This window comes from Nostoc sp. FACHB-888 (assembly GCF_014696655.1).
Taxonomy (GTDB): Bacteria; Cyanobacteriota; Cyanobacteriia; order Cyanobacteriales; family Nostocaceae; genus Nostoc.
The window spans coordinates 118,167-141,030 of the sequence record NZ_JACJQM010000015.1; the positions used below are offsets into that span (position 1 = coordinate 118,167).

A 22,864-nucleotide genomic window follows, 5' to 3' on the forward strand; every position below is an offset into this window, starting at 1 on the left:
ATAAATTTCTAGCAACACATGAAAATTAACAATGCTCAGAAAGCGTGAGCGCTCACATCTGCAATCAGTCAAATTCTAGCTAACTTTCTTTTGAGCAAATAGTGACAACTGTCCAGGAGAAATATTTCCGCGTCCAAATCGATGGTAGTAAAGGTGACAGCCACTGCACAGGCAAGCCAGGTTCTCCAGCCGATTGTCACTAGGGTCACAATTCCAGTGATGTACCTGAAGTGTATGAGCTTTGCGCTGAGATTTTGTCCAATCAAGAGGTTTTTCCCCAGGACGTAAGCAGACCTTACCACATTTAGTACAACGCCAATCACAGTCAGCTTTTAGCGCTGTTGCAATTTCTTTCCAATTATCTGGATATACACCCTGACTCATGACGATGTATTTTTGCAATCTATAATGACTTATCAATCAATAAAGCTTATCTTAAAATCGACTAAGTTAAAAGCAGGTGTTGCCACAATAATTTTTCGCAAATTCAGAAGTTAGCTGATAAAAATTATGCAAAAAATTCATATTTATGCACAGCAGGGAGATATTGCAGGAGTCGCACGTAAAATAGCCAATGGGGTTGATATTGAGCGCGTAGACGAGTATTCTCAGCAAACACCATTAATGTGTGCGGTTAGTAGCCCCAATGCAGGTGTTGATATGATTCGCTTCCTCTTGGAACATGGCGCTAATGTGAATGCTGTTCAACAACAATCTCAAAATACCGTACTTGGGTTGGCTGTGCAGTCAGGAAATCTAGATAAAATCCAACTGATTCTGGATGCTGGAGCGGATATTAACTATCAAAGCCTAGACGGATATGATGTCTTAATCAATGCCATGCATGGTCGAGATATTTTGCAAGATCAAAACTTAATATCAACTTTGAATTTACTCATCTCTAGAGGTACTGCTGTCAATGGCATGAGTAGCTATGGTGAGTCTGCAATCAAAGTAGCTGCTCATCTTGGGAGATTTGATGCTGTCAAATTATTATTGAATGCGGGTGCTAACCCAGAGCAACTGGGATGGACAGAATTAATGCACGCTATAGTTTTTGGGAGCTTAGAGCAAGTATTGTTATTGCTAGAGCAAGGAGCAGATCAAGATGTGCGTGATTGTTGGCATAGAACCCCTTGGTTATTGAGTATTCAGGTGGGTGAACTACCTAAAGCCAAATTACTCCTAGCTGCAAGAGTAAATCACAACGATGTTGGAAACTGCGGAAAAACACCGTTAATGTATGCGATAGAAAATAATAGGCTCGAAGTCCTACAGTGGCTAATTACAGAGGGATTTGATATTGAAGCCACTGATGACTTTAGTAACACTGCGTTAATAATCGCAGCAGAGCATGGTGCTACTGATTGCGTCAAAATTTTACTAGAAGCTGGCGCAAACCCTAGCAGAATCAATAATTGCGATGACAAAGCCATCAAGATAGCTACAAACAAGGAAATTGTTAGAATGTTAATTGCAGTTGGCGAAGATGTGAGCGATATTAACGATGATATGCGGCGATCGCTGACCGGCATTGCCAACAGCGAATTCTCATTATCACAATTATCGCCAAAACAATATTTTGCTGGCAAACATCCGCGCTTTGGTAAAGCTAATCCAGAATTGATGAAAATCCCCTTTTGGCAGGCGATGGTTTGTGAGGGTTGTTCTGCTTATACAGCCAAAAATCTTTTTAATGATAAAGAGAATTGGCAAGATAAAGCATGGTGCTATGATCGATTTGGTAGAACAATTACAGAATTACCAGATGGCAGAATTGTCGAAATTGCTGGTGAGCATGAAGACTACTACGATCCTGATTTTTGTATATATAACGATGTTGTAGTTTATCAAGGTGATGGTAATTTTCAGATTTTCGGTTATCCCAAAGATATTTTCCCGCCAACTGATTTTCATTCAGCTACATTAGTTGGAAAATACATATATATTATTGGTAATTTAGGATATGCCGATGCAAGAATCTATAATGAAACTTCAGTTTATAGATTAGATTGGCATACCTTTAAAATAGAAAGATTAGAAACAACTGGTAATAAACCAGGATGGATTAGTCATCACAAAGCTTACTACAAAGAACAAGATAAAATTTATATTACTGGCGGTAAATTGTGTGTAATGGGTAATGAAAAATCAGAAGATTATATAGAGAACTCGGATGATTACGTCTTAGATTTAGTTAACTTAACTTGGAGTCGCGCTACTATTTAAATATAAATTCTATCTCTGACTACTGGAGTTCATTTAATTTGGTGATATAAAGGTCTTCAGAGAAGGAATTATTATTGCCTCAAACCTTCCAGATGTGGGGTAGGTGCTTGCTATCATCTAAGAGGGTGTTTGAAAAGTGAAAAGGGGTAAAAATTTATGCCAAACGCCGCACCATAATCCGAATCATGGCAAGGTAAATAAAATTCTCCGCAGTTTCCGGTAAAAGCTCATAGTCTTTATTCAACCGCCGACATCCAGTTAGCCAACCGAAAGTACGTTCGACAACCCAACGTTTAGGCAACAAAACAAAGCCTTTGCGTTCACGAGGTCGCAGCACGACTTGTACAACCCATCGGTAAAAATCCATCACCCATTGCATAAAAGGGTTGCCATCGTAACCACCATCAACCCAGGGCGAACGCATCTAAAGTATACGTAGTGACTACTGAAATTGAGAATCAACGAAAAAATCAGTATTTCTGGCTTGATTTATTTTCCAAGGCTCAAAGTGATCGCTAAAATCTTTGTCAATAAGCAGGGTTTAACGAGATTATTTTTACGTCTATTGAGAATAGTCTAGTCTTATTGACATGATGCGGCCGCCCTGACCATCAACCCAGATAAGATTGAGACGTGATACCTTGTCTCCCATCTGTTTAACCTTCTGGAGTACAAGTTTCCCACCAGAGCGTTCATCGACACTAGCCGCACTCACCAACACCCGCAGTATTAGACCCAAAGTATCAACTGTCAAAAATCGCTTGCGTCCTTTGATCTTTTTGCCTGCATCGTATCCAACTTGCTGAGTGACCATGGCCGCAGTTTTCACACTTTGACTATCAATAATTGCTTCTGTTGGGCTGACTGCTCGCTCATTGTTTACTCTCTCCCAGTCTCTAAGTTGATCATGGATACTTACCCATGTTCCATCTTTTCGCCAATTTCTGAAGTATGTGTATACCGTTTGCCAATTTGGCAAGTCTCCCGGTAAGTTTCGCCAAGTACATCAAGAGTGTCAATACATAGAAAATAGCGTTGATTACTCGCCACATCTCTACCACTCTTGGACGACCACCTGTTTTGCCTACTGGAATTAACGGTTCTAATAATTCCCATTGGTCTTGGGTCAGGTTACTGGAGTATGCTTTACTCATTGCTCTCAATGGTGCTGTATCTACTTATTTACAGCTTATGCCCTGATAGCTTTTTTTACTCAACTCCCAACTTTTCAAACATCCTCTTAACGGGAAAAGTCAGTTTGCAAAACCCACTGCAGTTGTTGACTTACGAAGCCAACTGTTGAGTACATCTTGTTGTTCGCTACTCATTTCTACTTGGATACTTGAGCTACGTCCCTGCATCTCTAATTTTTATGCCACCCGACAAAAATATCTTCCTCTATTTCCGACCCTTTTTTATGGCGACCTGTACTTAGGATGAGTTTTTATATGAGGTTTATCTAAAAAAATATTAGTTATATAGGATTGCTATATACATAAAATTCAAACTATTCTTCTTTATAGAAAAGCAAAAAGCCAAAAAAACAAGAAGCTTTAGATTCAATATTTTTTTTTGGTTTATCCTTAAATGGGAGTATAATCAAGACGAACATATTATGTCAAGAAGACTCCTCTATACTTGATAGAGTTACAGCTAATCTCATTAAAACTTATCTATTGACAAAGACTTAAGCGTAGACGTAACTCGTCATTGACATCGCTTTGAATCTTGGAAACTAAACCAAACGAGAAATGCTTATTTTTTCGTTGGTTCTTAATCAATGACACTAAAGAAAATGAAATCCTTGCTAGGTCTGGGTGTAAGGGCGTGGGGGTGTAAAGGAAAACCATAATGCGGATCGACAAGTTTGGCTCTTGATTCAAATCTAATTTTTAACCGTGCAACCCCTACACCCTTCCCCCAAAATCTTGTGAATTATATATTTGCCGAAATCTTAGTGCCATTCGGTTCTTAATCTTGGTTGTGATCGCTTCTCCTGATAGTACCCTTTAGGGTACTATTAATACGAGATTGATAACACTACACTTGATTCATAGGTTTAAAAAAGCATGACTTAGTGGCCATACGGACGCAATGCGCTCGCAAGCTCGGAGTGATTACATGATTCATATTCTAGTTCAGCAACGCCGAATTTAGTATGTATTATCATTTGTCAGTTCTTGTTAAGAATGTGTGATCTATCAGGGCAAACATATCTAAAGGTATAACAATCTTTTAATAGCAAGGGTTTTGGCGTTTTTTAATTGAGCCTATTTTTTCGTCAAGCTCCTTATCCAGCAGAGGTTTTAGAAATCCCGTGCGTCCGCCCTGTGTGATCTATCTTTTTGACCTTGAAACTAGCATATTTCAATTGTTTCAGACCCTTTGTCACCCATTCAGATCAGATCGTTAACTCTTGTAATTTTTTTTAATTACATAAATCCCGAAATAAGCTCTAATAATTTTGTAGTATGAAATAGTAGTATATAAATAAAACAAGTGTGTTATATAATTATAAGTATTATATTACAAGATAGTAATATAATGATTTAATTCTAAAACAGTATATGAATACTAAGCTGAGTCTGAGGATATTGCAACATGGCAAGAATGATTGTGGTTACCGAAGTTTCCAACGTTTTTAAGTTTGCTTTTACTCCAAATAATAATTCAGCTATAGAAACATCCTGGGTGCATTTGGCAACAAACCAGAAATATGGGTCATCCAATATATCTGCAATACCTTCTGTAAGCACACTGGGTTTATGAGTAGCTAAAGTTACATTATTTATTAATCACTGTTTAAAGCGCAAAAGTTAAGGAGATATCGTCAATGAAGATATGCATTGCAGCAGAAACTAGTTTTATGGCACAGACAAGCGTAAACTTTCTTTTAAGATGGCTTGAGGAGGGGCAGAAGAATGCCAGAGAAATAGTCGTTATGTGCTACATAAATCAGCCAGACATTAACTCTGATGAAAAAGAAGTATCCGATGCTAAAACTCCCATTCCTTTTACAAGTGAAGCTGAATTCAGGAAAATTTTTCATCCCCTCGAACAGTTTGGTACTCTTAGCTATGTCAATACTATAAATAGTATACATGAGTATATTCAAGACTCTGATTTACTGGTAGTGAGTGATCATTATCAGAATCTATTAAAGAAAGTTTTTTTAGAGAGCATGAGTGACTATATTCTACAAGAAACTTTCTGTCCTGTAATGGTGATTCCTGGCTCAACTCGTCTAACAATGCAGAAAGCTAAAACAGTTATTAGGGAATTGGACTATCAGATATAGAATCGAATGGCACTAAATTAAAATATAGCCCTTGCCCTGGCTGCTTCCTAGTCTCCAGACTAAGAGTTGGTGACGAAACAACCTTCCTTCTTTTTAATTAGAAATGCTTTCTCAATAAGCTTTTTAGGCGGCAAGTTGTAAAAGTTGTTTCTTGACAGGCTCTAAGAACACATTTTAGGAGGCTCAAACTTCTCTTTATTGACGAGAATTTCTGCCTCTGGGAGTACATAGTCTTAAAACTGAGAACAAGACTACACAAGCTTTTGGGCTTTTCTTAGCGCCATTCGATATACAGTTATCAGTCAATTTTTTCCTTCAAAATTCGTGATAAATCCGAGTTTAACTAATATGATGAACAAAACTTTGATTGAGCCTCACGGAGGCAAGCTTGTTGATTGCTACTTATATGGCAAAGAGGGTGAAATCGCCCTAGAAAATGCTCATAGTTTGCCACGTTTGATTCTTAGCGAGCGTAATCTTGCAGACCTTGAGTGTATTGTTACAGGAGTGTACAGCCCCCTTGATGGTTTTGTTGGCGAACGGGAATATCACACGATAGTCAAGGATATGCGATTAAGTAGTGGTCTTGCTTGGAGCATTCCTGTAACTCTGCAAATTCCTGAGTCAATTGCTGACAACTACAAGCTAGATAATGAAATTGCCTTATCTCATTCCAATGGTGAGATTCTGGCAGTAATGATCATAACTAGCAAGTTTAAACCCGATCAGGATCTTGAGGCTGAGAAAATCTATCTTACTAGTGAAGATTCACATCCTGGAGTACAAGCTTTACGTGCAGAAGGAAAAGTTTATCTAGGTGGTTCAATCAAATTAGTCAACTCAATCCCTCACAAGGAATTTTTAGACTACCGTCTTACTCCAAAGACTACTAGATATCAATTTCAACAACGCCAGTGGAATACTATTGCAGCTTTCCAAACTCGTAACCCTATCCACCGTGCCCATGAGTACATTACTAAAATTGCTTTGGAAGTTATAGATGGTTTGTTCATTAACCCGCTAGTGGGTACGACAAAGTCTGATGACATTCCAGCAAGTGTACGGATGCAGTGCTACGAAGTTTTGATGAGCAAATATTATCCTCAAAACCGTGTGCTCTTAGGTGTATTTCCAGCAGCAATGCGTTATGCAGGTCCTAGAGAAGCGATTATGCACGCAATCGCTCGTCAGAATTACGGCTGCACCCACTTTATTGTCGGGCGAGATCATGCAGGAGTGGGATCTTACTATGGCACTTACGATGCACAGTACATCTTTAGTGAGTTTACATCAGAGGAGTTAAGAATTACCCCTTTGAACTTTGAACATGCTTTTTACTGCACTCGTACCCAATCAATGGCAACTGCTAAAACCAGCCCTAGCAATTCTGAAGAACGAATACACCTATCAGGTACTAAAGTACGTGAGATGCTCAAGAATGGGAAAACCCCACCTCCAGAGTTTTCCCGACCGGAGGTTGCTGAGATTTTGGTTAAACATATGAGTGAAGCTAAAGCCTAGTTGTTCTGAAAGACTTGAGTGAATTTTACCAGCCCCAGGAATTAACTTGCCCACAGCAAATGATCAATATTAGAAAAATCTCAAGTTCTAGCTCACAGATTGGGTAGCCAATATCCTATTGCATCTTGGTTAGGAAGTACAAATAAATTTCACAATCAACTGACAAGAAGAGTTTTATGAGCGACATCAAAACAACGGATCAATCTGCTCCATCCCGAAACAAAAACCGTAAGCCTTCCAAAGTTGAAGGTCTTAAAGAACGTAGTAATTTTTTACGTGAACCTGTTGCTAGTGAACTACTTCAGGAGACAACTCACTTTAGCGAAGATGCGGTACAAATTCTTAAGTTTCACGGTTCTTATCAGCAGGACAACCGAGACAACCGCGTAAAGGGACAGGAAAAAGATTACCAGTTCATGCTGCGAACTACCAGTCCAGGTGGCTTTATTCCGCCACAATTGTATCTAACTATAGACAAGCTAGCTGATGAATATGGCAACCATACAATGCGTGTAACTACCCGTCAAGGGTTTCAGTTACACGGGATTTTAAAGAAGAATCTCAAAGCCGCGATCGCTGGTATGGTCAAAAGTATGGGTTCGACGTTATCGGCTTGCGGTGATGTCAATCGTAACGTCATGGCTCCCCCAGCCCCCTTTAAGAACCGTCCAGAGTATCAGTATGCGATTGAATATGCCAAAAATATCTCTGACTTGCTCAAACCCCAAACCGGCGCATATTACGATATTTGGCTGGATGGAGAAAAAATAATTAGTGCCGAAGAAAAGCCAGAAGTTAAGGCAGCACGGCAAACCAATGGTAAGGGATCGATTGTTCATGATAACCCAGAGCCAATTTATGGCACTCACTACATGCCGCGCAAATTCAAAGTTTGCGTGACGGTTCCCGGTGATAATTCCATTGATTTGTATACCCAAGACCTCACCTTGGTGGTAATGACCGATAATGAAAGCAAACTAGAAGGATTTAACGTCTTTGCGGGTGGGGGTTTAGGAAAAACACATAACAAAGAAGAAACCTTTGCTCGGATGGCTGATCCGATTTGCTATGTAACGAAAGATGACGTTTACGAGATAGTTAAAGCAGTTGTCGCGACTCAAAGAGATTATGGCGATCGCATTGACCGTCGTCACGCAAGATTAAAATATTTAATCCATGATTGGGGCGTTGATAAGTTCCGCTCAAAAGTTGAAGAATACTTTGGCAAATCACTCACACCCTTTAAAGAGCTACCAGAGTGGAAATATCAAGACTTCCTTGGATGGCACGAACAAGGCGATGGTAAGCTGTTTTTAGGCGTTTCCATCGAAAATGGTCGCATTAAAGATGAAGGGCCGTTGCAACTCAAAACTGCACTACGGAAAATTGTCCAGCAATTAAACTTGCCCATCCGTCTGACACCACATCACAATGCAATTCTCTTCGATATTGAATTAAAGGAAAAACAAGTTGTTCAAGAGATTCTTGAGCGTCACGGTGTCGTCACAGAGCCTAGTAAAATAGACTCCTTGGTGCGTTATGCGATGGCTTGCCCTGCGATGCCGACTTGCGGTTTGGCAGTCACAGAATCAGAAAGGGCAATACCAGGCATTTTAGAAAGAATTCGCTCGTTGTTAGATAATATAGGTTTAGAAAACGAGCATTTTGTGGTGAGGATGACAGGTTGCCCTAACGGTTGCGCTCGTCCTTACATGGCAGAATTGGGTTTTGTAGGTAGTGCTCCAGAAAGTTACCAAGTATGGCTGGGGGGTTCGCCACATCAAACTAGATTAGCGTTACCTTACATGGAAAGGCTGCACCACAACGACATAGAAACACAGCTAGAGCCGATTTTTGTATTCTTCAAGCAATCGCGGCAAACTGAGGAAAGCTTTGGTGATTTTTGCGCTCGTGTTGGTTTTAATGCCATTAGTGAATTTGTCTCTAGATGGAGGTAAGTTAAATGAAATTAGAAGGCCGCATCTGACATATTTAATAACTGTTTTGAATTAATATCTAAGCTCGACTTTATTCAAAGATGTCTTGTAAATGAGGTTCTTTCAATATTTAGTCAAGATACATGGGACTTTTTGATATAGGCAATATTAAAAAGCCTCAACCGCTAATATTAAAGGATTTCAGAATATACGATGGCACTCTTGACCTACCTCAAATGTAAATAAAGTCGAGTTCCTTACTTAGTACAGTGTGGCAGAAATAACCTTCCAATAGATAAAAAAAGCTGAAAAACCTACTGTAAAGGCTTTTCTTCCTCCTGCCTTCTTGCACTAGTTCATAGCTATCGCGGGTTTAACGTTCTGACTATGCTACTGTCATTTTTTTACATTTTGCCCAGATTTGCACGTATTAATTCAAAATACCCAACTGTATTCAACGTTTGTGAGGCTCCAAACTGCTGTTTTAGAAACTACATTTGAGAGCCTGAACAGTCTGTAAAATTATCAATCAATAGGGAGATTTTATGACAAAGCTTGAGGCATCTTGCATAACAGAACTCGATATTGCCAAACTAGAATTAGAGTACCAAACCAAAAATCCTCAAGATATTCTGAAATTTGCTTTGGAACAGTTTGACAATATTGCTATCTCTTTTAGTGGTGCAGAGGATATTGTTCTCATCGACATGGCATATAGGATAGGGAAGAAGTTTCAAGTTTTCTCTATCGATACAGGTCGTCTTCACCCTGAGACTTACCAATTTTTAGATAGAGTGAGAAAACAATACGGCATGAAGCTAGATGTGGTATTCCCAGAACCCACAGAAGTTGAGTTATTAGTCAGAGAAAAGGGGCTTTTTAGTTTTTATGAGGATGGTCATAAAGAGTGCTGTGCTATTCGTAAAGTAAGCCCGCTACGCCGTAAACTTAGTACTCTCAATGCCTGGATTACAGGGCAACGCCATGATCAAAATCCTGCTACTCGTATTAATGTACCGCTTATCCAAATAGATACAGCTTTCTCAACTAACGATCGTACTTTGATCAAGTTTAACCCTCTAGCTAACTGGAGTTCTGCCCAAGTTTGGCATTATATCGAAGCTAATGATATACCGTATAACCAGTTACATACCAAAGGTTTCATGAGCATTGGCTGTGAACCTTGCACTAGAGCAATTTTACCAAACCAGCATGAGCGTCAAGGACGTTGGTGGTGGGAAGAAGCAGTTGATAAAGAATGCGGCTTTCACAAGATCAACTTATCTCAAAATAGCTCCAATTAATCATTAGCAGGTGAAAAACAGTGAACATAACACTAGTTAAGAAGATTAAGCTAGATGGTACTCCATGCCCAAAATCTGCAAATGTACTTGAAGATCTTGAAAAATTGGGATTATTAGATCGCATAGACGAAATTGTTGCTGTTGATGAACGTGAACAACTTAGTAAAGGATTCATCTTAGCGTTAAAGTACAAAGTAGAGGCGGCACCATTTTTTATTGTCAATAATGATGACGGTTCTAGCCATGTTTATAAAGCTTACTATCGCTTTTTGAAAGAAGTCTTTCATCAAGAAGTCTCGGCAAGCAAAGAGATTTTAGAGATGATAGATCAAAATTTAGACCTAGACTTTATCTAGGTACAAAATACTATCAAAAGCATTGAACCAAAATTTGTTGTGTTACCGAAACTTTGGGTTGTAGAACGAACTTTCGGATGCTGGAATGGCTATCGTCACTAAAGTAAAGATTATGAGCTATTTCCCAACCCGAAGTTAGTGAAGCGATGATCTATACGATAATGATTCGCTCGATGCTACGACGACTAGCGCAGTCAAAATCAGCATCTTCATAATCTTTTAAATAAATACCAATCTGTGCACTATGAATTTAGTAAAAGCTTAACTAATTTATGCAAAATCGCAATTCTCAAGACGATTTTTCTTTCCAGTTCAGACAGTCATTGGAGAAAAATGCATTTGAAGATATCTCAGAAAAGATTGTTGCGGTAATTTTATTTAGTTGTGCTTTAGTTTCGGTTCTAACAACCTTTGGTATTGTCCTAATAATCTTTCAGGAGGCATTTAGTTTTTTCCAAGAAGTTTCTTTTGCCGAATTCTTTCTTGATACTAAATGGACACCTCTATTTGCCGAGAGACATTTTGGCGTTTGGCCCTTGATAGCTGGTACTTTCTTAACTACAGCTATTGCTATGGCGGTTGCTATTCCTTTAGGTTTATCTTCTGCAATTTACTTGAGTGAATATGCTCAACTAAAAGTAACAGCAATTTTACGTCCCGCAGTAGAACTTTTGGCGGGAATACCTACAGTAGTATATGGTTACTTTGCACTGTTATTTCTTACACCATTACTACGGAATATTATTCCTCTAGAAATATTTAATGCCTTGAGCGCAGGGTTAATGATGGGGGTAATGATTACTCCTACTGTTGGTTCTATTAGCTTAGATGCGATTCAAGCTGTTCCACGTTCTTTGCGGGAAGGAGCTTATGCTTTAGGTATTACTAAACTAGAAAGTATTTTTAAAATAGTTCTCCCAGCAGCACTTTCTGGAATTATCGCCTCAATTATTTTGGGTATTTCTCGTGCTGTGGGTGAAACGATGACTGTCCTTATCGCCGCAGGTCAACAACCAAAACTGACACTTAACTTTGCGGAATCAGTAGAAACAATGACAGCTTACATGGCGCAAATTTCTGGTGGGGATAGTCCGCGTGGCAGTCTCAATTTCCAGACTTTATATGCTGTGGGCGCTCTTTTATTTCTAATGACCCTAGCTTTAAATATTGTTAGTTACTGGATTGCTAATTGCTTTAAAGAAAAGTATGAGTAATAGGCATGACGACAAGTTATCAACGAGATGATTCTTTGGATTCAGCGGCAGAATTTACTGAGAATGTTGAGAGTAGGGAGACATTAGGAAAAGTATTTGAAATACTTTTTTTATTAGGGTTGCTGATTGGTATATTTATTTTGGCTTTGCTACTTTTTGATATTTTTCGAGATGGATTAGCTAGATTTTTAACACCCGGCTTTCTAACAGAAACTCCTTCTCGTTTTCCTGACCAAGGTGGCATCCGTCCCGCTATTATCAGTAGTATTCTTTTAGGAATTATTGTAATTTTAGTCACTGTACCAGTTGGTGTTGGAGCAGCTTTATATCTAGAAGAGTATGCACCTAAAGCTTGGTGGACAGCGGTTATTGAGATTAATATCAGCAATCTAGCAGGTGTACCTTCGATTGTCTACGGATTGCTAGGTTTAGGAGTTTTCAATTATTTGCTTGGGTTCGGCCCCGCTTTGGTTTCTGGTGCGTTTACTTTATCTTTGTTGTCCTTACCAGTAATTATTGTGACAGCTAGAGAAGCAATTCGTGCCGTCCCGGATTCCCTGAGAAATGCTTCTTATGGATTAGGTGTCGCTAAATGGCGAACTATCAGCAGTCACGTTTTACCTTATGCTGTTCCTAGTATTTTGACAGGGGTAATTATCTCTGTATCCCGTGCTATTGGTGATGCAGCGTCTCTAATTGTTGTAGGTGCTGTGGGTTTTCTCACCTTTAATCCTGGTTTGTTCCAGAGATTTATGGCATTACCCATTCAAATTTATAGTTACATTACTCGTCCTGAACCAGGTTTTGCTAATGCAGCAGCAGCAACAATTATCGCGTTGTTACTCTTAATTTTAGCTTTAAATGGTGTAGCAATTTATATCCGCCAACGCTTCTCAATACATTAGGTAATTAAATATCTAATTGGATATATTCACGGTTATTAGGAGATACGCTTTCATGACTTATAGTAACAGTAGAAGTAAATTAGATAGTGCTACAATCGACCACGATAATAACGTCTTCAATGTTGAAGGTGTAAAGGTTTATTATGGGGGACTTTTGGCACTTTTAGATGTCTACCTAAAGATTCCTGCAAAACAAATTATTGCTTTTATTGGCCCTTCAGGATGTGGTAAAAGTACCTTACTGCGTTGTTTCAACCGGATGAATGATTTAATCCCTGGAGCTAAAGTTGAGGGTAGACTGAATTACCGCGATCACAATATTTACGATCCTAAGGTAAATTCTGTAAAATTACGCCGCCAAATCGGAATGGTTTTTCAAAGACCGAATCCTTTCCCCAAATCAATATACGAAAATATTTCCTTTGGTCCGCGTGCTAACGGTTATAAAGGTAACATCGATGAATTGGTGGAAGATTCCCTCAGACGCGCTGCTATCTGGGATGAAGTCAAAGACAAACTCAAAGAGAAGGGTACTGCATTATCTGGCGGACAACAGCAACGACTTTGTATTGCTCGTGCAATCGCTATGAAGCCAGATGTATTATTAATGGATGAACCATGTTCTGCTCTTGACCCAATTTCTAGCCGCCAAGTAGAAGAACTCTGCTTAGAACTTAAGCAGCAATACACTATCATTATGGTGACTCACAATATGCAGCAAGCTTTTAGAATCGCAGATTTTACGGCTTTCTTTAATACAGAAATTGACGAGCATGGTAAACGTTGCGGAAAATTAGTTGAGTTTAATTCAACAGTTCAAATGTTCAATTTTCCTCAAACTAAAGAAGCTGAGGATTATATCAGTGGACGGTTTGGCTAAAATAATTCGTAATTCGTAATGAGGGTGGGGAATGCGTTACAGTTCTGTAGGGAAATCTGGGCATCAAAAAGCTCGTCGCACCGATGGTTAAAGCAATGACGTAATCTGATTACGAAAAACATCTTTAGAATTTTGGATAAGCTTAAAATAATTACATTTGCAAGAATATAATTATTTTAGGCACGTCAACTAATTGTAATTTATTTGGAGTTTAATAAGGAAATGAGCTACAGGAATATAGAAAAAAATTTGAGTTCTGCCTTCTGTCCATTAAAAGTTGAATCAAACACAGAAAAAAATAAAAATAAATATTTTGGAAAAGTATACTTAGTCGGTGCAGGTCCCGGAGATCCAGGTTTGTTCACCCTTAAAGGAAAGGTGTTGTTAGAGTGTGCAAATGTAGTAATTTACGATGCTTTGGTCAGCCCAGCAATTTTGATGATGATTAACTCGCAGGCGGAAAAAATTTATGCTGGGAAGCGCAGGGGATACCATTCCTTAAACCAGGATGAGATTACCCAGATGTTGATTGAAAAGGCACTGACTAATGCCGTAGTGGTACGGTTAAAGGGAGGCGACCCGTTCATGTTTGGTCGCGGTGGTGAGGAGATGGAAGAGTTAGTAAAAGCTGGAGTGTCAGTGGAAGTAATTTCTGGCGTGACTTCTGGAATTGCAGCTCCTGCCTATGTAGGGATTCCCTTGACTCATCGGCTTTATAGCTCTTCGGTTACATTTGTCACAGGTCACGAAACATGTGGCAAGTATCGACCATTTGTCAAATGGCGGGCGATCGCTCAAGGCTCAGAAACGATTGTGATTTATATGGGAATTCATAATTTACCTTACATTATTGAACAGATGCACAATGCTGGGCTGAGTTTAGATACTTCCATCGCTTTAGTCCGTTGGGGAACGCGACCAGAGCAGGAAGAATTAATTGGGACTTTAGGAACAATTGTGTCGCAAGTTAAGACAACCGGGTTTGAAGGACCTGCAATTGCTATTATTGGTGCAGTAGTTAATATGCATGCTACCTTATCTAGCTGTCGTCCAGTGGTATTGTCTTAGCTATCCGACGTGCTTTGTATACCAAGTAGACAGCCAAGGCGACAGAGAATTAGACATAAGAGCGCTTATTTTTTCGCTTTTACTTTGGCAGATCCGCTAGTGGTATCTACCAATTTAGTCCGCCGCAAACCTTTCAATTGCTTCAACTGTTGAGACTGTTCTTCCAATCTAATGAAAAGGCGATCACTCACCAGTTCGCACAGATCAAAGATCAACGGTTCTATAATCTCGTAATACACACTGACTCCTTGAGGAGTCCGGGATATAATTCCTACCTGAGTTAGAATTTTCAAATGCTTCGAGACATTTGCTTGTCCCAGCCCTGTGTCTTCTATAATTTCGGTAACATTCTTTGGCCCTGACTGTAGGGAACACAGCACCTGCAAACGGCTGAGTTCTGATAACACTTTGAAATAATCCGCAACTTGAGTTAAGGCAGAGGGAGGTAGAATCATAACTTCAGGAGATTAATTTTAACTCTTCTACTTAAATTTCTTCTATACTATTATATAGTAATATAATGAAGTTATTAAAAATTTAACTTTAGGGCAAGATGTAAAAATTAAACAAGGGTAGGGTTATGACAATTTTACATATTAGCTGACCACCACACTTGGACTTAAAAATTCTCATTAAATAGTTACGTTTAGGAGTTGCAATCATGGCTCGCGTTGTGGTTATTGGTGCTGGATTGGGAGGGCTTCCCTCTGCCTACGAACTGAGACATATATTACCTCGTGAACATCAGGTAACGCTAATTTCTAATCAACCGAAGTTTACCTTTATCCCATCACTACCTTGGGTGGGGTTGGGTTTACGATCACTTGATCACATCCAGTTAGAGTTAGCCAATATCGTTCCTCAGCATGGAATTGAATTCATTCATGATTCAGTCATTGCTATTGATCCGACGTCTCATCAAATTAGGCTAAAGGATCGGACGTTGGACTACGACTATGCAGTTATTGCAACAGGACCGGAACTGGCACTAGATGCTCTGCCAGGATTGGGACCTGAAGGGGGATATACCCAGTCCATTTGCAACCCTCACCATGCCTTATTGGCTCATGAAGCTTGGGAGAAATTCTTACAACAGCCAGGACCGATTGTAGTAGGTGCTGCACCGGGAGCTAGTTGTTTTGGTCCCGCTTATGAGTTTGCATTATTGGCACACCAGGTTTTGAAACGGAAGGGTCTGCGCGATAGTAGTAAGTACCGTTCCCACAATTACGTCCCTATAACCTTTGTCACATCGGAACCCTATGCTGGACATTTAGGGATTAGCGGTATGGGAAATTCTCGCTGGCTCATCCGCAAATTCCTGGCGGATCGGGAAATTGATCTAATGGAAAATACAGCAATTTCTCAGTTTGAACCAGAAGCCGTCCACTTAGTAGATGGACGCATAATTCCTTCTAGGTACACGATGGTCTTGCCTCCCTTCCGGGGACCGCGCTTCTTGCGGGAAGTACCAGGATTGACGGATGCGAAGGGATTTGTGCCTGTATTACCCAGCTATCGTCACCCCAAATTTGACTCTATTTATGCTGTAGGTGTGGTCACTCAACTTAAACCAATAGAACAAACACCAATTCCGATTGGCGTTCCCAAAGTCGGACTAATGACAGAAGAGATGACGCTTTCAGTCGCACATAACATCGCACTGGAGTTAGGTGTAATTTCAGGGTATCAAATCAAGCCAACATTACAAGCAGTTTGCTTTGCTGATTTCGGAAATACTGGGGCGCTTTTCCTTGCAGATCCTCTGTTACCTGACACTGAAGGTAATCGGCACCGCGCCATTATCTATAAAGGAGCTTGGGTGTCATGGATAAAGTCAGCTTTTGAGAAATATTTTTTAACCAAAATGCGATTGGGTTGGACTATTTCCTGGTTTGAGCGATGGGCTTTTCGGGCAATCGGACTGCCGTTGGTGGAGCCTATCCAAACTGATACTAGCCTTGAGGTGATTCACCCAATTCCCTAAGAGAGCAGTCTCACAAGTTCCTTTTAATCTGGAGAGTGTCTAATGGCAGAGTTATTTTCAGCTGAATGGATGAAGGCTTTTGGTGAGAAATGGAATCTAGAACCGGAATTAGCCGATGCTCTTGCCAAAATCCATTTCAATTCCGTGATCGGTTATGGCTTCGAGGGTGAAGCAAATCCGATGGGAGTTATCACAGTTAAAGATGGACGGGTGGTTTCTGCGAATACATATGAGGGGCAAAAGCTGAATTGGGACTTACGTGCAGGTCGACAAGACTGGCATCAGTGGATATCAAGAGGGTTAAACATGATGGGGTTGAGTATGGCGTATATGACCCGCAGACTGCAATTTCAGGTTGGAGACTATACTGCCATGATCAAAGATCCTCGTATGGCAAGACCTTTTGTTAAGTCATTTTCTGTCATGAGCAAAGTTTAAGCATACTTGCAATGCCTAGTTTATCTTGAGAGAATACTTTATGAAATCAAGATCAATTGCTAAAGGAGTTTCAAATCCAACTCTACTAACACCTGCTCAACTGGAATCGTCCCAGAATCAACTATTGGTGATTGATGTGCGGGGTTGGCTGGAATATTGGATGGGACACGTGCCAAAATCGCGACGTTTGAGTCGTGATAGCATTCTTAAAAACATTTCTAAGGATCAGGCGATCGCTATCATATGCCTGTCAGGACACCGGAGCGAAATGGCAGCTCAGTGGCTCGTGACTCAGGGCTACCGTCAGGTCTATAACCTGCAAGGTGGGCTACTAGCATGGCAGAATACAGGGTATCCCGTACAGCGCGGCAACCGTCCCTAATGAAACCTCAGTATTATGAGCATAAAGCTGTTCCTTAAACTGCTCTCACTTAGTGGTCAACAAGACACTGAAGGGATAGAGCAACTATTGCAACTGACGAATTACCGTCTTCTCTACAACACGCTGTCAGTGTTCTCAGCTTCAATTCTTGGAGAGGCTACGCCAACGAGTCCGCGAGCGTCATTATCAATTACGAATTATTTTGATATCTCACCCTTTCACCCTCAAAATCCAATGGAACCTATTCGGATCTTTTGCTTTTCTGATGTTCTCTGTATTTGGGCTTATATTGCTCAGATCCGTCTGGATGAATTGAGAACTACCTTTCAAGACAAGATTGCGATCGAACATCACTTTGTCCCCATCTTTGGTATTGCTCGTGAAAGGTTAAATAGCCGATGGCGAGATCGGGGGGGATTGCAAGGATACAGCGATCATATTCAGGAGGTTGCGAAAAAGTTTGATCACATCTCCGTTCATCCTGATATTTGGATTAAAGTTACACCACCTTCATCCACATCCTGTCATTTATTTCTCCATGCAATTCAACTACTAGAAGCAAAGGGTTTGGTAGAGGAAGCTCAACAGGTATTTGAAAAAATAACCTGGGCATTTCGGAAGGCGTTTTTTACTCAACTGGCAAACGTTTCTGACCGCAAGGTACAATTTGAAATTGCGGAGGAGTTAAGGCTCCCGATCGCCGCTATCCAAGCTCAGATCGATAGTGGTGAAGCATACGCTCAACTATTCAAAGATTTTGAACTGGTCAAAGACTATACGGTTACGGTCAGCCCCACCCTAATTTTCAATGAAGGACGACAAAGACTCAACGGCAATGTAGGTTACCGAGTCATCGAAGCCAATATTCGTGAGTTACTGCATAATCCTTTGGAAGAACAATCTTGGTGTTAGAAATAAGGTGATTTCTGAGAAAGAATTTACCAATGAATCTATAATCACAAACGAACGAGTCAATGATATACCTATGTCTAGTAGTTCGCCAAGTGAACTTTGCAGGGTAAAGGGGAAGGGGGAAGGGGGAAAGGTTTTAAATCACTTACCCTTTACCCTTTACCCAGCCCTTACCCAGCATTTTTGGGTTGGCAGACTACTAGTGGAGCTTGAGTCTTACCATCTTTCCCAACTATGCAAGCAGATTATTCCAAGCAGAATTTTCGAGGACGTTCCTTCAAAAGTCAAAACCTTGAGGGAGCGAACTTTAGCTATGCAGATATCCGAAGCGCTGATTTTAGCGATGCCATCCTTGTAGGTGCAAATTTTAGTCATGCTGAAGCTGGATTGGAAAGGCGGTGGGCTATTTTCTTAGTGCTTATTTCGTGGGTGCTAATGGGTCTATCAGGATTTATCTCATCTATTGCTGGTTTTTTAGTAGCGTCTCTACTATTTTTCACACATAAATCTTATCCATTGATATATCATATCAGTGGCAGAACTGCTATAGTCATATTAGTTATCTTCTTTTCCGTTACAATCTTCCAAGGAATACAACGGGGCTTAATAGTTGGAGTTTTAGCTTTGGCCTTAACAGGAGCCTTTGCGTTAGCCGTAGCCGTAACCGGAGCCTTCGCGGAAATCTTTGTCCTAAACGGAGATTTTGCTATAGCCTCCGGCTTCGCCTTTGCTGGAGCCTTTGCCTTTGCTGGAGCGGTAGTCGTGGCCTTAGCCTTAGCCGTAGCCGGAACCTTAGCCTTAGCCGTAGCCGGAGCCTTAGCCTTAGCCTTAGCCTTCCCCTTAGCCGGAGCCGGAGCCGTAGCCGGAGCCTTTGTTGGCACTTTCCCGGTAACCGGAGCCTTCGCGGAAATCTTCGCCAGCGTCATAGCCGTAGTTATAGTATTATTTGGCATATATATAAGTTGGCGTGCATTGAAGGAAGACCCAAAGCAGGCACTAATTCGCAACATTGCTATTGCTTTTGCAGCTTTTAAAGGGACAAGCTTCCGCAACACAAATTTAACTGATGCTAATTTTACAGAAGCCACCCTCAAAAGTACAGATTTTAGAAAGGCTATTCTAACTCGTACTTACTTCCATAAAACCAATAAACTTGACCGTGTTCGCGCTGGCACAACTTACCTTCAAAATACAAAACTTCGCCAAGTATTAGTTACACAACTAGGGCAAAACAAAAATTTTGACCGTTTAGACCTCCGAGGGATAAATTTTAAAGGAGCTAACCTAACAGATGCCAGCTTTCTTAGCGCAGATTTAAGTAAAGCCAACTTGCAAGACGCAGATTTATCTAGAGCAAAACTAGTACAAACGCAACTTGACGGAACCGACTTTACAGGCGCTACTCTTACTGGGGCATATATTGAAGACTGGGGCATTACCAGTGACACTAAATTTGACGGGGTACGGTGCGAGTACGTTTATATGCGCCTGCCTACGAAAGAAAACCCTGACCCCTATCGCAAGCCTGACAACAGACAGGAGGTGTTCGCTGATGGGGAATTTGGAGATTTTATCAAACCAATCTTCGATACACTTGACCTTTATCATAGCCAAGGAGTTGACCCACGTGCGATCGCCATTTCGTTTAAGCAGTTAGCAGAGAATCACCCTGATGCTGAACTTGAGATTGTGGCAATGGAGAAACGAGGGGAGGATAAATTTCTGCTTCGTGCCAAAACCGCAGTAACTGCTGATAAATCTGAACTGAGTACAGAATATTTTGATACTTACAATGAGATAAAAGCTTTCTCAGAGCAAGAAATTAAATTGCTGTTAACAGAAAAGGATAATAGAATTCATAGTTTAGAAACTATGATAACAACAGCATTAAAGCGTCCTAACTTTTATTCAAATGTAAAACAGGTAGGTTTTATGACTAATAATCTAGGTGGGATTTCTCAAAATATTAGTGGTGGTCAAGTCTATGGTGGAATGCAAGCTGCACAAGGTAACCAAAACCAGCAAACGCAGGAAATTAATGTAGTTGCGCCTGGTGAAAAACAGCTAGCCCAGCAAGATGTAATTCGACTACTAACGCAGATTGAGCAATTGGTTGGAACAAGTCCAGAATTACCAGAAGTAGCCAAGGAAAAGTCACTCAAATATTTAGGAGCTGCTAAGGAAGAAGCTCAAAATCTTGAACCTGATAAACAGCTAGCTGCTGGAAATCTCAAACGGATGGCTGAAACACTTAAAACTACAAGCGAAACTGTAGCATCAACGAAAAGCCTTTGGGAAAATGCCAAACCGTTTTTACAGGAATTACCCGGTTGGTTAGGTGTGGCTAAAGGCTTCTTTGGATTCTAATAAGATAATCCCTCTTTTTAAAAATACTTGACGTAAAGCTTATGTAGAAAGGGTTTGATAAAATGAAGCTTCCTCCTTATCTTGAGATTTGGGGATAAGTTGAAGACCAAAAGCTTGGGCTTTCTTCTGGAGATTTTTGAGGATCAGATCCTGGTATTTTTGCTCATAGTAGTCCATACCAGGGTCAGTACATCGTCCAGCAGTTGTCCAAATTTGATAGAACAAACGAGCCAGGTTGTGTACAGTAGCAGTTATTGCTTTGGGCGCACCCAAGCGAGAACGTAAGCAGCGATAAAATGCACCTAGAGCAGAACGACTGTGAGTCAGAAAAAAAGCCGCCATAGGGACTTCCAAAGAATAAATCATATCATGTCCGGTAAATTACCCATAATTAAGCCGCAACTGTCGGCCACCAGTGAAAATTGGTTAAACCATGTATAAAATTAAGATGTTCCTGAATATTTCTTTATCAACAATGGATTTAACAGCATCCATTGTTCAATACCTCTGCCAAATTAAGAGGGTTCAACGCCTGTAGAAACGTTATGAATACGTCCTAAAGAAGTAAGGTAAGGATTCAGGTGGCAGAGTATTGACAAAGGGAACACTTGAGGGAGAATATCACAAATATGAACCAAAACCTGCCTCAAGAATTAGATCGAGAAAGCTTGAACCAGCTATCGAAAGAAGAACTGGTGGATATCGTCGTTGAGCAGAGTAAGGTAATACGTGACTTACAGAAAATAATCTTAGAACTACAGCAAGAAATAGAACTTTTAAAAGTCAGTAGAGATTTAGACAGTAAAAATTTATCGAAACCACCGTCTGGAGACATCCTGAAAAAAAGCGAAAGCAAAAAAGCACCCCTAGAAGAAGCAAACCACCCGAAAAGAAAAGCAGGGGGGCAACCAGGGCATCAGGGAAAAACGCGTAAAGGTCTTGGCAGAGTAGATCGTTATGAAATCCTACGTCCAAGTGATTGTATTTATTGCGGTCAAAAAGCATTTGCAGCTGTGGCAGTAAAAGTAGAAAGACACTCGGTAGCGCAACTAGTGGAGTGTCCCATCGAAATAGTGGAGTATCAACGCCATACCTGTGTGTGTGAATGCTGTGGAAATATACAAGCAGCCCAGTGGTCACCAGAGATTATCCCAGGGCAAGATTTAGGAATCTCTTTACAGGCGTTTTTAGGATGGGTAAATAATTATGCACATATGCCCTATGAAAAACAGCAAGAAATGTTATGGGAACTAGGGCAAATTGAAATTGGGTTAGGAACGTTAGTGACAACCAATGAACGAATCCAAAAAGCAATTGAACCGAGTGTTAGTGAATTAAGTAGTTGGCTAAAACAGACACAACCTAACATTCATGTGGATGAAACACCTTGGCCTGTCAAAGGAATCAAAGAATGGCTGTGGGTAGTTGCCAATTCTGATTTCTGCCTGTTTACTGCTGCTGACACTCGTTCCAGAGCCGAATTATCAGCCATTTTAGGGACTGAGTATACAGGGGTACTCAGCAGCGATGATTTTAGCGTTTACAATGGCTATCAAGCTGTTGCCCAGCAAAAATGTTTAGCTCATCTACGCCGTCACTTCAAAAAACTAATTATACTTCCAGGTCTTCATAACCAAGCTATTGGTGAAGCGTTTGTTAATTTAATTGATGAAGCTTTTAAGAGCTATGCTCAATGGTTTGAGACTTTTGACTCCTTAACTTACAACGATTGGGTCAATCAATTTAAGTCTAAATTGCACTCCTCACTCAATCAGTGGATTGACAAAGCAGGAGCAAAAGCCGGTCAGCTTTTACGTTCTTTGCGTGATAAAGCAAGTCAATGGTGGTATTTCCTTGACTTCCCCGAAGTTCCTCCTGATAACAATCAGGCCGAACGATCACTTCGTTTGGCTGTGACAAAACGTAAGGTTAGCGGTGGTTCCCGTTCAATGGAGCGGTTTCAGCATAAGCTAATCGGCATTTAAGCTGCAATATAACTTACATTACCTTTGTTTTTGATTTTCCGATGCCACTTAATGACTAACTCGCCTTGATTCAACAAATTA

20 protein-coding genes and 3 pseudogenes are annotated in these 22,864 nt (G+C 40.4%); 17 read left to right on the forward strand and 6 right to left on the reverse strand.

What is annotated here, in order from left to right:
* Positions 1-75: 75 nt before the first annotated feature.
* Positions 76-384: an HNH endonuclease gene (locus H6G26_RS12315; RefSeq protein WP_190729527.1), complete on the reverse strand. Its 309-nt coding sequence runs from the start codon at positions 382-384 to the stop codon at positions 76-78.
* Between the two features lie 126 nt (positions 385-510).
* Here H6G26_RS12315 and H6G26_RS12320 point away from each other — a divergent pair, with 126 nt between their 5' ends.
* A complete protein-coding gene (locus tag H6G26_RS12320) occupies positions 511-2,229 on the forward strand; it encodes an ankyrin repeat domain-containing protein (protein ID WP_190729528.1) in 1,719 nt (572 codons plus the stop codon).
* Between the two features lie 154 nt (positions 2,230-2,383).
* Here H6G26_RS12320 and H6G26_RS12325 read toward each other — a convergent pair.
* The 3 genes and pseudogenes from H6G26_RS12325 to H6G26_RS44250 form a co-directional block, all read right to left on the reverse strand.
* Positions 2,384-2,641, reverse strand: a pseudogene (locus tag H6G26_RS12325) (transposase); the annotation flags it as partial.
* A 150-nt stretch (positions 2,642-2,791) separates the two neighbouring features.
* On the reverse strand, positions 2,792-3,043 hold the full coding sequence (locus H6G26_RS44245; RefSeq protein WP_347242457.1) for a transposase: 252 nt from the start codon (positions 3,041-3,043) through the stop codon (positions 2,792-2,794).
* A gap of 91 nt (positions 3,044-3,134) precedes the next feature.
* The gene (locus H6G26_RS44250; protein WP_347242458.1) at positions 3,135-3,383 is read right to left on the reverse strand and encodes a transposase; all 249 of its coding nucleotides are present in this window, start codon (positions 3,381-3,383) and stop codon (positions 3,135-3,137) included.
* Positions 3,384-5,062: 1,679 nt separating this feature from the next.
* Between H6G26_RS44250 and H6G26_RS12335 the strand changes: the two genes are divergently transcribed.
* The 10 genes and pseudogenes from H6G26_RS12335 (at position 5,063) to cobA (ending at position 14,712) form a co-directional block, all read left to right on the forward strand.
* Entirely contained in the window at positions 5,063-5,527 is a 465-nt protein-coding gene (locus H6G26_RS12335) for a universal stress protein (RefSeq protein WP_190729529.1), read from the forward strand.
* Positions 5,528-5,875: 348 nt separating this feature from the next.
* On the forward strand, positions 5,876-7,048 hold the full coding sequence (gene sat / locus H6G26_RS12340) for a sulfate adenylyltransferase (RefSeq protein WP_347242459.1): 1,173 nt from the start codon (positions 5,876-5,878) through the stop codon (positions 7,046-7,048).
* Between the two features lie 176 nt (positions 7,049-7,224).
* Positions 7,225-9,006 carry a sulfite reductase, ferredoxin dependent gene (sir, locus tag H6G26_RS12345; RefSeq protein WP_190729530.1) on the forward strand — a complete coding sequence of 594 codons (1,782 nt, stop codon included), beginning with the start codon at positions 7,225-7,227 and terminating at the stop codon, positions 9,004-9,006.
* 524 nt (positions 9,007-9,530) lie between these two features.
* Complete coding sequence (locus H6G26_RS12350; protein ID WP_190729531.1) at positions 9,531-10,289, forward strand: phosphoadenylyl-sulfate reductase; 759 nt, start codon at positions 9,531-9,533, stop codon at positions 10,287-10,289.
* Positions 10,290-10,309: 20 nt separating this feature from the next.
* A complete protein-coding gene (locus H6G26_RS12355) occupies positions 10,310-10,645 on the forward strand; it encodes a hypothetical protein (RefSeq protein ID WP_190729532.1) in 336 nt (111 codons plus the stop codon).
* Between the two features lie 12 nt (positions 10,646-10,657).
* Positions 10,658-10,860 (forward strand): annotated as a pseudogene (locus tag H6G26_RS42525) (hypothetical protein); the annotation flags it as partial.
* A 57-nt stretch (positions 10,861-10,917) separates the two neighbouring features.
* The gene (gene pstC / locus H6G26_RS12360; RefSeq protein WP_190729533.1) at positions 10,918-11,859 is read left to right on the forward strand and encodes a phosphate ABC transporter permease subunit PstC; all 942 of its coding nucleotides are present in this window, start codon (positions 10,918-10,920) and stop codon (positions 11,857-11,859) included.
* Positions 11,860-11,864: 5 nt separating this feature from the next.
* Positions 11,865-12,764 (forward strand): phosphate ABC transporter permease PstA, encoded by a 900-nt coding sequence (gene pstA / locus H6G26_RS12365; protein ID WP_190729534.1) that lies wholly within the window; start codon positions 11,865-11,867, stop codon positions 12,762-12,764.
* A gap of 52 nt (positions 12,765-12,816) precedes the next feature.
* Complete coding sequence (gene pstB / locus H6G26_RS12370) at positions 12,817-13,644, forward strand: phosphate ABC transporter ATP-binding protein PstB (protein WP_190729535.1); 828 nt, start codon at positions 12,817-12,819, stop codon at positions 13,642-13,644.
* 222 nt (positions 13,645-13,866) lie between these two features.
* Positions 13,867-14,712 (forward strand): uroporphyrinogen-III C-methyltransferase, encoded by an 846-nt coding sequence (gene cobA, locus H6G26_RS12375; protein WP_190729536.1) that lies wholly within the window; start codon positions 13,867-13,869, stop codon positions 14,710-14,712.
* Between the two features lie 65 nt (positions 14,713-14,777).
* On the opposite strand, the gene H6G26_RS12380 is transcribed toward cobA, so the two are convergent.
* On the reverse strand, positions 14,778-15,167 hold the full coding sequence (locus H6G26_RS12380) for a metalloregulator ArsR/SmtB family transcription factor (protein ID WP_190729537.1): 390 nt from the start codon (positions 15,165-15,167) through the stop codon (positions 14,778-14,780).
* Positions 15,168-15,373: 206 nt separating this feature from the next.
* Between H6G26_RS12380 and H6G26_RS12385 the strand changes: the two genes are divergently transcribed.
* From H6G26_RS12385 to H6G26_RS12405, 5 genes are all read left to right on the forward strand, one after another.
* A complete protein-coding gene (locus H6G26_RS12385; protein WP_190729538.1) occupies positions 15,374-16,699 on the forward strand; it encodes an FAD/NAD(P)-binding oxidoreductase in 1,326 nt (441 codons plus the stop codon).
* A 42-nt stretch (positions 16,700-16,741) separates the two neighbouring features.
* Positions 16,742-17,137, forward strand: coding sequence for an SCP-2 sterol transfer family protein (locus H6G26_RS12390; protein WP_190729539.1), 396 nt, complete (start codon positions 16,742-16,744; stop codon positions 17,135-17,137).
* Positions 17,138-17,177: 40 nt separating this feature from the next.
* On the forward strand, positions 17,178-17,519 hold the full coding sequence (locus H6G26_RS12395) for a rhodanese-like domain-containing protein (protein ID WP_190729540.1): 342 nt from the start codon (positions 17,178-17,180) through the stop codon (positions 17,517-17,519).
* Positions 17,520-17,534: 15 nt separating this feature from the next.
* Positions 17,535-18,431 (forward strand): DsbA family protein, encoded by an 897-nt coding sequence (locus tag H6G26_RS12400; RefSeq protein ID WP_242053688.1) that lies wholly within the window; start codon positions 17,535-17,537, stop codon positions 18,429-18,431.
* Between the two features lie 234 nt (positions 18,432-18,665).
* The gene (locus H6G26_RS12405) at positions 18,666-20,798 is read left to right on the forward strand and encodes a pentapeptide repeat-containing protein (RefSeq protein WP_190729541.1); all 2,133 of its coding nucleotides are present in this window, start codon (positions 18,666-18,668) and stop codon (positions 20,796-20,798) included.
* A 39-nt stretch (positions 20,799-20,837) separates the two neighbouring features.
* Here H6G26_RS12405 and H6G26_RS12410 read toward each other — a convergent pair whose 3' ends face one another.
* The gene (locus H6G26_RS12410) at positions 20,838-21,140 is read right to left on the reverse strand and encodes a hypothetical protein (protein ID WP_206757539.1); all 303 of its coding nucleotides are present in this window, start codon (positions 21,138-21,140) and stop codon (positions 20,838-20,840) included.
* Positions 21,141-21,427: 287 nt separating this feature from the next.
* Between H6G26_RS12410 and H6G26_RS12415 the strand changes: the two are divergent.
* Positions 21,428-22,765, forward strand: a pseudogene (locus tag H6G26_RS12415) (IS66 family transposase); the annotation flags it as partial.
* Positions 22,766-22,864 lie beyond the last annotated feature (99 nt).